Source organism: Runella sp. (assembly GCF_965279615.1).
In the GTDB taxonomy this organism is placed as follows: Bacteria; Bacteroidota; Bacteroidia; order Cytophagales; family Spirosomataceae; genus Runella.
The window spans coordinates 4,581,397-4,595,750 of sequence record NZ_OZ257252.1; the positions used below are offsets into that span (position 1 = coordinate 4,581,397).

Annotated in this window: 12 protein-coding genes; all 12 read right to left on the reverse strand. The window is 42.5% G+C overall.

All coding sequences use genetic code 11. From position 1 onward, the window contains the following. Positions 1–172: 172 nt before the first annotated feature. Positions 173–2,035 carry a tRNA uridine-5-carboxymethylaminomethyl(34) synthesis enzyme MnmG gene (mnmG, locus tag ACQY73_RS19680; protein ID WP_428654043.1) on the reverse strand — a complete coding sequence of 621 codons (1,863 nt, stop codon included), beginning with the start codon at positions 2,033–2,035 and terminating at the stop codon, positions 173–175. 103 nt (positions 2,036–2,138) lie between these two features. Continuing rightward, on the reverse strand, positions 2,139–2,555 hold the full coding sequence (gene ybeY, locus ACQY73_RS19685) for an rRNA maturation RNase YbeY (protein WP_428654046.1): 417 nt from the start codon (positions 2,553–2,555) through the stop codon (positions 2,139–2,141). 102 nt (positions 2,556–2,657) lie between these two features. Continuing rightward, a complete protein-coding gene (locus tag ACQY73_RS19690) occupies positions 2,658–3,629 on the reverse strand; it encodes a radical SAM/SPASM domain-containing protein (RefSeq protein ID WP_428654049.1) in 972 nt (323 codons plus the stop codon). Positions 3,630–3,712: 83 nt separating this feature from the next. After that, entirely contained in the window at positions 3,713–4,555 is an 843-nt protein-coding gene (gene accD, locus ACQY73_RS19695; protein WP_428654052.1) for an acetyl-CoA carboxylase, carboxyltransferase subunit beta, read from the reverse strand. A 141-nt stretch (positions 4,556–4,696) separates the two neighbouring features. Continuing rightward, a complete protein-coding gene (locus ACQY73_RS19700) occupies positions 4,697–5,398 on the reverse strand; it encodes a DNA alkylation repair protein (RefSeq protein ID WP_428654054.1) in 702 nt (233 codons plus the stop codon). Between the two features lie 6 nt (positions 5,399–5,404). Beyond that, on the reverse strand, positions 5,405–6,913 hold the full coding sequence (gene ftsZ / locus ACQY73_RS19705; RefSeq protein ID WP_428654056.1) for a cell division protein FtsZ: 1,509 nt from the start codon (positions 6,911–6,913) through the stop codon (positions 5,405–5,407). Between the two features lie 49 nt (positions 6,914–6,962). Further along, a complete protein-coding gene (ftsA, locus tag ACQY73_RS19710) occupies positions 6,963–8,318 on the reverse strand; it encodes a cell division protein FtsA (protein ID WP_428654058.1) in 1,356 nt (451 codons plus the stop codon). Positions 8,319–8,332: 14 nt separating this feature from the next. Next, entirely contained in the window at positions 8,333–9,094 is a 762-nt protein-coding gene (locus ACQY73_RS19715) for a cell division protein FtsQ/DivIB (protein ID WP_428654060.1), read from the reverse strand. A gap of 53 nt (positions 9,095–9,147) precedes the next feature. Then, positions 9,148–10,536: a UDP-N-acetylmuramate--L-alanine ligase gene (gene murC, locus ACQY73_RS19720; protein WP_428654063.1), complete on the reverse strand. Its 1,389-nt coding sequence runs from the start codon at positions 10,534–10,536 to the stop codon at positions 9,148–9,150. A 42-nt stretch (positions 10,537–10,578) separates the two neighbouring features. Beyond that, positions 10,579–11,673: an undecaprenyldiphospho-muramoylpentapeptide beta-N-acetylglucosaminyltransferase gene (murG, locus tag ACQY73_RS19725; protein WP_428654065.1), complete on the reverse strand. Its 1,095-nt coding sequence runs from the start codon at positions 11,671–11,673 to the stop codon at positions 10,579–10,581. 56 nt (positions 11,674–11,729) lie between these two features. Further along, the gene (locus tag ACQY73_RS19730) at positions 11,730–12,905 is read right to left on the reverse strand and encodes an FtsW/RodA/SpoVE family cell cycle protein (RefSeq protein ID WP_428654067.1); all 1,176 of its coding nucleotides are present in this window, start codon (positions 12,903–12,905) and stop codon (positions 11,730–11,732) included. 15 nt (positions 12,906–12,920) lie between these two features. Then, entirely contained in the window at positions 12,921–14,276 is a 1,356-nt protein-coding gene (murD, locus tag ACQY73_RS19735; RefSeq protein WP_428654069.1) for a UDP-N-acetylmuramoyl-L-alanine--D-glutamate ligase, read from the reverse strand. Positions 14,277–14,354 lie beyond the last annotated feature (78 nt).

Below are 14,354 nucleotides of genomic sequence, written 5' to 3' on the forward strand. Positions count from 1 at the left end.
ATGTTTCTACCCGTTGATCAAACCAAAGTGTAGGGAAGAAAATATAACTGCTTACGGCAAATGTGCCAAGTGGTAATAGACCCAGGCTTAAGATTAGTTGCATCCTTTTCATAGGAGTGCAAAAATAAAAGGCGGCCTTGATAGCCGCCTTTTATTAACATCTTTTAACGGTTTATCTTCCTAAATAAACCATCAATACAGAAACATCCGATGGGCTGACCCCACTTATTCGGGATGCCTGTCCCAGCGTACCCGGTCGAATGGATTTAAGTTTTTGACGCCCTTCAAACGACAATGCTGATACCCGGTCGTAGTCAAAATTGGGGATAATTTCAAGGTCTTCCAATCGGTTCATTTTATCAACCATGAGGCGTTCTTTTTCGATATAGCTTTCATACTTGATCGTTATCATCGCCTGTTCCAATGTTTCATCATCAAACTTATTTAAGAATTCTGCAAAGGAGCCCTTAAGCTTTTTGATGTCTTCAATCTCAATGTCGGGACGCTTTAGCAGTTGATACAAAGGTTGTTTTTCACGAATGGTTGCAGTCCCAAGTTCTATAAGTTGAGTGTTTATATCTTCCGGCTGTGCTTTGGTGGTTTTGAGTTCTTTTAAGATCAAGTCGGTATTTGCCACCTTCTCACGTACTCTCAACAGGCGAGATTCTTCCGCCAATCCTATGTTATGTCCTTTCTCTGTAAGGCGAATATCAGCGTTATCTTGCCGCAGCAGTGTACGGTACTCAGCCCGCGAAGTAAACATTCGATAAGGCTCTTCTGTGCCCTTATTTACAAGATCATCTATCAGTACCCCTATATATGCCTCCGAACGTTTCAGGACAAAAGAATCTAACTCATGTGCATTCTGATGGGCATTGATTCCTGCCATTAAACCTTGGCAGGCGGCTTCTTCGTAGCCCGTCGTTCCGTTGATTTGTCCCGCAAAAAACAGGTTTTTAACTAGGTGCGTTTCGAGTGTGAGCTTTAGTTGAGTAGGTGGAAAATAATCGTATTCAATGGCATAGCCGGGTCTGAACATCTTGGCATTTTCAAATCCCGGTATCAGCCGCAAGGCCTTATACTGAACATCTTCAGGAAGGGATGTTGAGAATCCGTTAACGTAAATTTCAACGGTATTCCAACCTTCGGGCTCAACGAAAATTTGATGTCTATCCTTGTCCGCAAAACGATTTATCTTGTCTTCAACGGAGGGACAATAGCGCGGACCAAGCCCTTTAATTCTTCCGGAAAACATGGGGGATTTGTCAAAACCTGTACGTAGAACAGCATGTACATCTTCATTCGTATACGTGATCCAACAGCTTCTTTGGTGCTCTAAAGCCGGTGTTTGAGTGTATGAAAATTTGGCAGGATTTTCATCACCGGGTTGTTCTTCCATACGGTTATAATCCAACGAACGCCCGTCAACCCTTGGTGGAGTTCCTGTTTTCATTCTTCCTGAATCAAAACCTAATTCGACTAATTGTTCAGTAATCCCTGTTGCAGCCCTCTCTCCCACTCTACCCCCGCCAAAGTTTTTTTCTCCAATATGGATTAATCCGTTTAAAAAAGTGCCGTTTGTAAGAACAACCGTTTTGCCTTCAATTTCAATTCCCAAGCTTGTTTTTATTCCAAACACTTGTCCATTTTTAACAATAAGTCCCCGAGCCGTGTCTTGCCAAAAATCCACATTTGGTGTTTGTTCGAGGGTTAATCGCCATTCTTCGGCAAAACGCATTCGATCACTTTGGCATCTGGGTGACCACATGGCCGGCCCTTTGGAACGATTAAGCATTCGAAATTGAATCATCGTTTTATCGCTTATGATTCCGGACTGTCCACCCAATGCATCTATCTCTCTAACGATTTGTCCCTTGGCCACACCACCCATTGCGGGGTTGCACGACATTTGGGCAATCGTGTGCATGTTCATTGTGACGAGCAAAACTTTAGAGCCCATGTTAGCTGCTGCCGCTGCTGCCTCGCAACCTGCATGGCCTGCACCTACTACAATCACATCGTATTTTGGAAACATGTACTTCTAATTTAAAATGTTGTGATTTTGTTTGTTTCACGTGTTTTTGTGAAAATCACCAAAACGTTCCACGTGAAGCACTTGTTATTTTATTGATATATAGCTAGTTACGAATATGTAAGTAAAAGTCTTCTTTATTTCTCATTTCCTGTTCCTGAGCATCTTCTATATCATCATACCCAACTAAATGCAAAATGCCGTGTGCTAAGACTCGATGCAGTTCTTCCTCAAATGGTTTTTGGAGTTCCTGAGCGTTTTCTTTGACCCTGTCAATACTAATAAAGATGTCCCCTTCTATCAGGTTCTCGTCTTCGCTATTATCAAAAGTGATAATATCTGTATAGAAATCATGCTCCAAATATTGGCGATTTACATTAAGAAGGTATTCGTCTGAACAAAAAATGTAGTTGAGTTGGTTCAACGCAAAACCTTCAGCTTTAATGATACTTTGAAGCCAAGTCTTCGTTTTGCGTGATTGCGGCACTTTAAAGGCCACATCTTCAATAAAAAATTGAATCATCTTGAATGAATAAAAATAGGAGAATAGGTATTCAACAGGTTTATATATAAATACCTGAATACCAATAAGAATTTACAAAATTAGGCAACTATATGATAAGTTTCAAAACAACTGTTTCCAAGTGCCTTTAATGAAGTTGTATTTTAATGTACTTGGAAGCGCTTTCCACCAATATTTATTGATCTCAACGGCAAAAGAAGGTTGCATATAGCAGTTGATGGCACAACCTTCACAGGCAGGTAAACGCCCTTCAAGGGCTATTAATTTTTGAACTTCATCAGATCGATAAAGCTCAAACAGGTTATTTTCAATAGGAAATTCTTTTAAACCCAAATGATAACACGGAAGAACAATTTTGTTTTCAGGAGAAATTACAATGGTTGTGCTGCCGGCTAAACAAACAGGGGCTTCAACGTGGTTTCCTCCATCAATTCGAAGTTGTACAAATGCGTCATTTAAATAGATATTGCGCTTTTTTCCCCAGCTTCTCAATTCCTGCAGTGCTGAAGCAGATAATTGAGATCCCACATTATTGTATTCAAAAACCGGATTTAAAATCAAAACCAGATCATTGGGAAGGCATATTTCTTGCCATAACTGTTCAATTTGGTGTATATTATTTTCAAAAACGGTAAATAAAATATCCGGTCTTTCATTCAGCGATTTAGCCAGTTGAATGGACTCCATTACTTTATCAAAACACTTTACACCGCGTGAAGTGTCGTGCTCTTCACGATTGGGAGAGTCGAGCGAGAAATGCAGCATATCAATCAAGCCTTTCAATTTCTGTGCTTGTTTTGGATAAAGCAGGCCATTGGAAGTGACAGTGGTCAATAAACCGGCTTTCTTTGCTTCTCTTAGTAGTTCATCCAATTGACGGTGCAGAAGTGGCTCTCCGCCCGTAAAATCTACCACTTTTACACCAAGGCGTTTAAGCGCAGCAAAGTTTGCTTTTGCATTTTCTAACGTTACATAAGGCGATGGTCTTTCCCAAATATCACAAAAGCTACAGGTGGCGTTGCAGCGATACGTCACGTAGTAATTGCATAAAACAGGATGGGATACAAGACGCATAACAACGGATTAAAAAGTGCATATAAAGCAAAAAAGGCCGCAACTACCTATTCTGTTAGTGCGGCCTTTAGCGTATAGACGAATTATTGCAACATGCGCAATAGACTGGCCAATTTATCTTTTAAGTCTTTTCGATCCACAATGAAATCTAAAAAACCGTGCTCTAAGACAAATTCAGCACTTTGAAATCCTTTGGGAAGATCTTTGCCGATGGTTTCACGAATAACCCGCGGACCGGCAAAACCGATAAGTGCGCCCGGTTCAGCAATGTTAAAATCACCTAACATGGCATAAGAAGCGGTAACGCCTCCGGTTGTAGGATCGGTTAAGAGCGATATGTAAGGAAGTTTAGCTTCTGACAATAAAGCCAGCTTGGCCGATGTTTTAGCCATTTGCATCAAAGAATAACCCGCCTCCATCATACGTGCTCCTCCCGAACGGGAAATCATTAGGAAAGGCTTCTTATTTTGGATTGCATGATCAATTCCTCTGGCTATCTTCTCCCCTACCACAGATCCCATTGAGCCTCCGATAAAGTTAAAATCCATACAACTTACCACGATGTCAATATCGTCCATTTTACCGTATGCTGTACGAACGGCATCTTTCAGTCCGGTCTTTTTTACAGTATCGCGGATACGGTCAGGGTATTTTTTTGTGTCTTCAAACCCAAGCGGATCTCCTGAAATCATATTTGCATCAAGCTCGGTAAATTCGCCATCATCAAATAAGACACTAAAATAAGCTTCCGACCCGATTTTTTCGTGATAGTTGCATTTTACGCAGGTATAAGCGTTGAGTTTATGCTCTCGTGTATGCATTACATGCTTACAACTTGGACACTGGTACCAAAGCCCATCGGGGGCCTCGCGTTTCATTTCCGTAGGCGTCTGAATGCCTCTCTCTTTTCTGGTAAACCAAGACATAAAAAGTCAGCAGTTAACAGTTTAAAATTTACAGTCCAACGTTAAGTGAATTAAATGCTTCATTTACAGCAATATAAAATCAATTAACATACACACTGCCGCTGAAGCGGCCTCAAAGATACTAAGAAATTTATCTATGCATCAAAGTGTTAAATAATACTTGCGTTTGGATTCAGGAAAACGCTCAATAGCGTAGCGTAAAGCAGTACGCGGCATTTGTTTTACATGGGTATCTAAAAACTCTTCCAATACCAATTCATCCCGTTTTCCAACTTCTCGAAGCATCCAACCTACGGCTTTATGAATGAGGTCATGTTTATGAGAAAGCAGCAATTCCGAAATCTGAAGAGTATCCGAAAATTGATTGCGGGAAATGAAATACCAAGTCGAAACGATGGCAACACGTTGTGCCCAAAGATGAGGTCGTTGCGCCAATTCATACAAAACGCTTCGTTCTTTATGGAGCAAATAAGCACCTATAATATCACGACAGGTCACATCTACCAAGTCCCAATTATTGATATTATTGAGGTTTAACAAATACGTTTCAAAAATGATCTGTTGCGTTAGTTCATCTTTTTTTGATTTCTGAAATCGCTTCATTAACCCGATCAATGCCGCCATGCGAAATTCATGGTAAGGACTTTGCAGAAGCTCGGTCCATTCTTCGATCGAAAGCATTGAGTATTTTTTAACAACTTCTCGGATTTCCGGCATCGTAATTCCCAGAAATTCATCACCTTCACCGTATTGGCCTTTCCCCGTTTTAAAAAAACGCGAAAGAAAGGCAGCCTTTTCGGGGCTGCCTAGTTGTTGTAAATCATTTTTTATGTGTTGAAGCATACAAATTTAACGCTTATGCTTATCCAATTTAATTGGGATAAAAGCTTCTTCCGGCAATGTAGGTTTTTGATGCAAAACGACATTTTGACGCAAATAGGCAGGCCGTTCCAATTCACTCGCCGAATATCTCCCTTTGGAAATATCCTGAACAAGTTGCCGCAAAATTGCCGGATCTTCCTGAGGTTCCGGATTATCAATAAAAGGTGATTTACCGGAAACATGATTTACCGGTGGATATTCAGGCGTTTTATCTTTAGGTTCCTGAACTTCCGGTAATTCAACAGCGGGAGGAATACTTGGCTTAACTTCAACCTTTATTTCCTGTTTGGGCGGCAGTGGCGGATTCAGGTTGGTTGTATGAGTAATATCCTCTAATTTGCCATTTTGGTTGTTATCAATAACAATTCCCGGAACCGGTGGTTTTGGTGAATCTACCACCACAGGACCTTCTTTTTTTAGGGATTTATAACCCGTAGAATCATAATTGAAAGGGAGATGAGAGTCCTCAAAACCGGCGGCAATAACGGTTACAAGCAGTTGTTCTTTGAGCGTATCATCAAAAATAACCCCTACTTTACACATATCGGCCTCATCACCGATAAGGCTTTCAATGTAATTTGTAATGGCCATTTGCTCATCAAGCGTGGCCATGTACTCTTCATCCGTGCTTGAGGCAAGCGTGATCAAAATTTTCTGTGCCCCACGAATATCACGGTTGTTAAGCAAAGGTGAATTCAGTGCGGCTTCAATGGCCAACTCTGCCCGATGTTCACCGGAAGCGGAAGCCGAACTCATCACGGAAGTACCTGCATTTTCAAGAACCTTTTTTACGTCCATAAAATCAGAGTTTACACTCCCATGGACGGTAATGATCTCCGCAATACTTTTTACGGCATTCGACAAAATATTGTCAGCGTGTTCGTAGGCACGTAAAATCGGTAATTTTCCATATAATTTTGCCAACTCATCATTGAGGATGACCAGTACGGTATCACAATGCTCTTTCAACGCATTGATACCTTCCAGCGCTTGGTTCTTCTTGCTGCGTCCTTCGTGGCTATACGGGGCCGTAACTACCGCTACGGTAAGCATACCCATTTCTTTGGCTACCTGCGCAATGACCGGCGCGGCGCCGGTACCTGTACCACCCCCCATCCCTGCGGTGATAAACACCATTTGGGTAGGCGGTTGCATTAATTGTCGGATATATTCAATGCTTTCTTCTGCCGCTTTACGTCCTGTAGCAGAATCAGTTCCTGCTCCAAGCCCCTTTAGCAAATCGGCACCCAATTGAATTTTATTTTCAATGGTGCTGCGCATCAGAGCCTGCTTATCGGTATTGCATACCACAAACCCCACATCCTTAATTCCTTTCACATGCATGTGGTTGACGGCATTGCTGCCTCCTCCACCTACCCCAATTACCTTAATAATTGGGGCTTCTTCCGAATGTTTTGAATTTTCCATGACGTACTCGTAGCCGTGGTCAAAAACGTTTTTTCTTGCAAAAACCATAATTTTTTAATGAGAAACAATTGGTGAGGTCGAAATTAAATTTTTAGTGTCAGTAAGAATCTTTCCCCTCCATATCATCTTGCATAAGACCTTTCCACATAAAAGTACCTACATCCTTGATTTTTAGGTCTTTAATCCCAAAACTACCCCACAGGCTACCGGTTTTTTTCTTCTCCTGTTCTTTCTCCTGCTTACTTTTCTTAATAACGCGTTTGTCTAAAGGTTTAATGCTTGACCAAGCTAATCCTAAGGCAGTTGCAAAGGCCGGATCATTGATTAATGAATCATGTAAAGGGCCATTGATACGCTCCAAATTTTGTGGCTTGCCTATTTGTACATACATCCCCGAAACCTCTCTAAAGATAGAATCAATGCCGTTTATTTTTGCCGTACCCCCGGTCAAAACGATTCCTGCCCGCAGCTTGTGTTCGTAGCCGGCTTTTTTTACTTCGGCAAATACCAAAGCTGCAATTTCACGAAGGCGGGCTCGGGCAATAAGTACAATGTTGCGGGCAACAATCTCAATCGGAGGAATACCGTCAGCGGTAGGAACCACCAGCAGTGTATTTAAACTACACGCATTAGGGTTGGTCTCGCTCAGGGTAGTTTTGGCTTCTTCGGCGCTTTCCTGCGTTAAATGACAACCTTCCCGAATATCGTTTGTGATATGATTTCCCCCAAAAGGAAGCACAACCGTGTGGCGTAATAATCCTTCGTGATAAATAGCAATATCAGTAGTGCCACCGCCAATATCCACCAATACCACTCCTAAGTTTTTATGGTCTTCCGTCAAAACCGCTAAACCGGACGCAAGGGGCGAGGCCGCAAAACCATCTTCACTGTCAACCTGAATATTGGCTTTTTGGAGTGATTCCTTGATCTGATAAAGCGCCGTTTTTTTGGCCGTAACGATCTTGAAATCACCACTGAGTTTTAAACCGATATGGCCTACCGGATCATCGATCTCGTGTTGTTCCCCTACGGCAAATTTAAGGGGCAAAAGGTGAATGATCTGGTTGGAATCAGAGTCGTACGTCTGTTGCATATCCTCAAACAATACACCAACGTCTTCTCCTTTGACCGAAGCAGACTTGCAGGTAACAGAGCCCGTTTCAGATAGTGTTTCCAAATGGGTTCCGCTCACGTTTACAGTAGCCGTTAAGGGATAATTCAGCAAGTCAGGTCTTTCTGCCTTTATTGCTGCAATCTCCAGCGCTTGTCTGATAGCCTCCTTGGTTTTAACAGGGTTATTAATGATTCCCCTATATACCCCTTCGTTACGTGCCGAACCTAACCCTACCACTTCAAGTGTGGTATGGTTGTTGTGGATCTTTGGCTTAGCCAAAATCGCAGCTACCTTGGTACTGCCGATGTCAATTCCTAAAAAAATAACGTTTTCTGACATACAGAGTTAGAGTTTTACTCACACACAATTTGATTTCGAAACTTAACACTAACGCGCTTATAGTGGCCCCATCCTTTCAGAGGCAATATATTTTTGTAAAATATTTTCAACTTTTCAAATTTTACCTCAAAGTCGATTGGCAAACCAAAGTCGATCTGATGTTGCCCCACTTGCGGGACCAGCGTCAGTTCACTGTCATTGGCTACAATAACTTCCGCTACCTGAGCTTTCCAAAAAGGGTTTTTTTGCAGCGCTTTTAAAAAATCGATCAGTTGCTTTCCGTTAGATGATGTTAAGTTCTGTTTTTTACTGAAAAAGTCGCCGGAGACAAGTACCGTTCTTGCCGCAAAACGACCTGATAAAGGCACAATTTCGCCGGTTTCCGTTAAATATCCGCCTTGAGAAGCACTAAGAATCTTATCAGGGGCAGCAGTTGAAATGAGGCGTCCTACGGGTCGTTGCTGTTCTATAGATACGACCAAATTTCCGGATAAATCTCGAAATACCTGACAATTATTTATCAAGCGGTTTTTCATGACTCTTTTTTCGAGACCCTTCAGGTTAATTTCAGAGAACGACATTCCCTCAATTACATCAACACCTTTGAGGGTGATCAGGTCTTTAATATCCTGCTCATTAAAAAAGGGATACTCCGCATTTTCATCCAATTTTACAATAATTCCTTTGCAGCGCTTACTTTTTTGTTGAAACTCAACAAAAAAGACGATTGCTGCCACGATAATTACTCCAAGAACGGCCCAAACCCAGCGTTTCATAAAGTAGTGTTTATGGGATAGAATAAGATACCCTTTTTGTATAAAACGTAACCCTATTCCGGTATTTTTTCTAAAATCACTTTAATGGATTCAATGTAGGTATCAATGTCGCCGGCGCCGATAGTAGCAATTACGTCTGTTGGTCGGTTTTTGATAACGTTTATTAAATCTGACTTCAAACATTGCGTTTTGTCACAGGTTATTTTGTCAAAAATTAAGTCAGAACTTACGCCCTCAATGGGTAATTCTCTGGCCGGATAAATATCCAAAAGAATCACACTGTCGGATAGAGATAAACTTTGCGCAAATTCCGGCGCAAAATCGCGCGTACGACTGTATAAATGAGGCTGAAAAATGGCCGTAATGTGCCGGTCCGGGTAAAGCGCTTTCAATGATGATAAAAACGCCTGCACTTCTGCCGGATGGTGCGCATAGTCGTCGATCAATACATGATGATCCGTTTTCAGGTAATATTCAAAACGTCTTTTAACACCTCCGAATGTTTCAATGGCGGCTCGTATTTGGTCGCCTGAAAGGCCCAAGGCTAATCCAACCGCAGATGCCGCAACGGCATTTTCAACATTATGGAAACCGGGCACTTGAAGTTTAATGTCAGCAATTATACCTTCCGGATGGACAATATCAAAAACAAAACAGGCATTTTCGATTCGGATATTTTGGGCATGATACGCTCCTTCGTGCAAACTGTATTCTTCTACTTTCGCCTGCGTTTTATCCGCCAAGGTCAATCCTTTTTTCATAAAAAGCCGACCTGTGGGCTTAATTTGGCTAACATAAGCGGAAAAAGACGCCAGAACAGAATCATGATTTCCGTAAATATCCAAATGATCGGCGTCGGTAGAGGTAACGATGGCAATGTCGGGAAACAGGGTTAGAAAAGATCGGTCAAATTCATCGGCTTCTACCACGCAAGGTACTTCACTAAGGTGCTCAGTAGGTGCATTGAGGAGCATATTGGTGCCATAATTTTGCGTAATCCCTCCCAAAAACGCCGCACAATTCACTCCCGAATGCCGCAACAAATGAGCCGTCATGGAAGACGTGGTGGTTTTTCCATGCGTTCCTGCCACCCCAACAGTAAACATTCCGCCCGCGATCAGGCCTAATACCTGAGAGCGTTTTTGAATGGTAAAGTTATTGTTTTTCAGATAATTATATTCTGAATGGTCTTTTGGAATGGCCGGTGTAAAAACAACCAATGTTTTCTCGGGATTTTGTAAAAAAACACGAGGGATCAAATCCACCGAATCGTCAAAATGTACAGCGATACCTTCCGCAAGGAGTGTATCGGTTAAATGCGTTTGCGTGCGGTCGTAACCGGCTACTTCAAACCCGTTCACGCCAAACCAACGCGCCAAAGCACTCATTCCAATGCCGCCGATACCCAAAAAGTAAATGTATTTATAGTCAGAGATTTGCATTCTACGTTTGTGATTCTTTTGGAATTATTCCCCTTTTTTCATTTATGCCAAACTCAATACTGTTTCCGCAATTTCTCTTGCGGCATCAGGTTTTCCCAGTTTTTTTATGTTTTTACTCAAAACCTGCTGTTTTTCAACGTCCTGTAACAGGCGGAGTGCTGTTTGTACCAATTCTTCCTGTGCGTCCTTGTCCTTGATCAAAAGGGCGGCATTTTGATCCACTAAACTCATTGCATTTTTTGTTTGATGATCTTCCGATGCATACGGAAAGGGAACTAAAATGGCGGGTTTGGCTACCAAACATAATTCCGAAACAGATAAAGCGCCGGCTCTGGAAACCACCACATCGGCTAAAGCATAGGCCAAATCCATTTCATAAATAAAATCAAAAGCTTTGGCATAAGGTGTTTTTAAGGCATTGATGGCGTTTGTTGCCCGTTCGACGTAAGGTTTGCCGGTTTGCCAAAGTACCTGATAACCGGAATTGATCAATAATTTCAACCCCGCTTCAATGCTCTCATTGATGGTTTTTGCGCCAAGGCTCCCGCCTATTACAAGCAACGTTTTATGATTGGGTTGCAGACCAAAATGGCTATAAGCCTGTTCGCGTTTGTCCTTTACCTCCAAAATATCGCTTCTAACAGGATTGCCCGTCATTTTAAGCTTATTTTTAGGAAAAAACGACTCCATATTAGGATAGGCTACGCAAATGGCTTTAGCGCGCCTTGCAAGCAATTTATTGGTAATGCCTGCATAAGAATTTTGCTCTTGGATCAGCGTAGGAATCCCCAGCACCGACGCGATCATCAACAAGGGGCCACTGGCAAAGCCTCCTACTCCTATAGCAACATCCGGTTTAAAACTCTTGATAATGCTGCGTGCTTTGAGCAGACTTCGCGTGAGTTTGACCGGAAATGAAAGATTGTCAACCGAAACTTCCCGTTTAATTCCGGCAATTGGAAGACCAATGATTTCATAACCTGCTTTGGGCACTTTTTCCATTTCCATTTTCCCCAAAGCTCCCACAAACAAAATCTGAATGTCAGGATTAATTGCTTTGAGCGCGTTGGCAATAGCAATAGCCGGGTAGATATGTCCCCCTGTGCCGCCGCCACTGATGATTACTTTTTTTATCATACGTTTTTTATGACCGAAAGGATTAAAAACAACGAAATTTTTTGCTGTTTTCGACCCTATAAATTTGTTTCTTCAATATCGCCTCTGCTAACGCTCAGGACTATTCCGAGCGAAATACAGGTAAATAATACCGATGTTCCACCCATACTTAAAAGTGGCAACGGCTGCCCCGTCACGGGGAAAATCCCAACGGCTACGGCCATGTTGGTAAATGCCTGTAATCCAATACTTAATGTAAGCCCCGCGGACAGAAGTCCGCCAAACGCCCGATTGGTTTCGTTGATGTTTTGGACGCCTCTGACCAATAAAACGGCGTATAAGATCATGATAATAATGCCTCCGATAAGGCCATATTCTTCAATGATAATCGCATAGATAAAATCAGAATAAGCTTGCGTAAGGTAATTTCTTTGGTGGCTGTTGCCAAGTCCCTGTCCAAGTGTGCCACCGTTCGCAATTGCAATAAAACCTTGTTTGGCCTGGTATTCATCCCGCTTAAGGAAACGATCTACACGCCCTATAGCGGTATCAAGACGTTGCCCCGCTATGAGACCGGTCGCTCCCGCCAAGCCTATCGAAATCACCATAACCGCCAGGTATTTACCGGGTACGCGACCAATATAGAGCATCAAAAAACAGGAGAAGCCCAACAAAACGGCGGTAGAGGTACTGGTAAGAGCAATGAAAAAACAGATGATACCAACCCACAGGATCATTTTCCCAAAGATCTGCCAATCATATTGTACCCGTTGACGTTTGGCAAGCATTGCTGCAAGATTGGCGATCAGTGCCAAACGGGCAAAGTCGGCAGGTTGAAAGGTTAACCCTGTACCGGGAATAGCCAACCAACGAGTTGCCCCATTGATGGTAACGCCGGTTACTTTAACTAAAATCAGTAAGGGAATGGAAATCAGAAGCGCAGCACGCGACAGACGCGAAAAGTACGTGTAGTTGATTTGGTGGACGCCCCACATGACCAGTAAACCTATCCCGGTAAAAAAAGCATGTTTAAACAGGAAGGTTTCAGGATAACCGCCGCCGCGTTGATAAGCCAACGTACCCGTTGCGCTGTACACGATCAACATACTGGCAAGGGATAAAAGGGCAACAATGATCCAAATAACAATATCGCCTTTCAGGTTTTGGCGAAGCCATTCTTTGGCATTTTGCCAGCGGGCAATGGGGGCTTGTCCGGCAGATTGGGACTCGGGCGCATTCATCTCGTGATTCATCGTTTTTTAAAAGAGTTAGGGTACAAAATTCAGAACAGCCGCTTTGAATTGATTTCCGCGGTCTTCGTAATTTTTGAACAGATCGAAACTGGCGCAAGCCGGCGACAACAACACAATCTCGTCAGGAATACCTAACGAAACAGCGTGACTGACAGCCTTATTTACGTCCTGAGTCTCGATGATAACAGGAACGATAGGGGTAAAAAACGAGAGAAGTTTGCTGTTGTCTTTGCCCAGACAGATAAGGGCTTTTACTTTCCGACGTACTAAGTCTTCGATTTGGGTATAATCGTTGCCTTTATCCAGTCCGCCGGCAATCCAAATAATAGGGGTATCAAAACTGTTGAGCGCATAATAAACCGAGTCTACATTGGTAGCTTTGGAATCATTGATGAACTGAATATCGTTGATTTTTGCGACGGGCTCAAGCCGATGAGCCGCATTTTGGAAGGTCAACAGACCGTTTCGAATTTGTTCATCCGTTAATCCAACTGCCATTGCTGCCAACGTTGCCGCCATGGCATTGATGGCATTATGAGGACCTTTGATCGGTAATTCATCCGCTCTTATGTCAAATGTACGGGGATGGCGTATCAGATGCAATAATCCATCCTTAAAAAAACCGCCATTGCTCTCCTTTTTTACGAAAGAAATGGGTAAATGATTGACGTTGAATTGTTTCTTGTTTAATTCGGCGGCAATCGCTTCGTTTTCTGAAAAATAAATAAAATCGTCGGTTGGTTGCATATTTTGGAGCAACCTGAACTTCGAATCAACGTACTTCTGAAAAGTGTATTCGTAGCGGTCGAGGTGGTCGGGGGTAATGTTGAGCAAAACACCTACGTCCGCTTTGAATTGATACATATTGTCCAACTGAAAACTGCTTAACTCCAGCACAAACCAGTCAAATGTATCGTTGATCACCTGTTTGGCAAAGCTTTCGCCGATATTACCTGCCAAACCAACATTGATTCCGGCAGATTTTAACAAATGGTATATCAGTAACGTGGTAGTCGTTTTTCCATTGCTTCCCGTGATCGCAATTTTTTTAGCTTTAGTATAACGGGCGGCAAATTCGATCTCGGAAATAACGGAGGTTCCCTGCTCATAGAGTTTTTTGATCAACGGAACTTTGTCAGGAATGCCCGGGCTTTTGATGACTTCATCTGCGGCCAAAATGCGGGATTCTGAATGTTGGCCCTCTTCAAAAGGAATATTATTTGCGGTAAGAATGTCGCGGTAGTCTTCGGATAAAGCACCTTTATCAGATAGAAAAACATCAAACCCTTTGGCTTGAGCAAGCAATGCCGCGCCGACACCACTTTCACCTCCGCCTAAAACGACGACCTTGAAGGTTTCCTGAGAAATCATTAACAAAACGATGGGGTAAAGAAAGAAAACGAAACTATAAGCCAAATTAAGGCTTTTTTGGAGGAAATTACAAGGAGC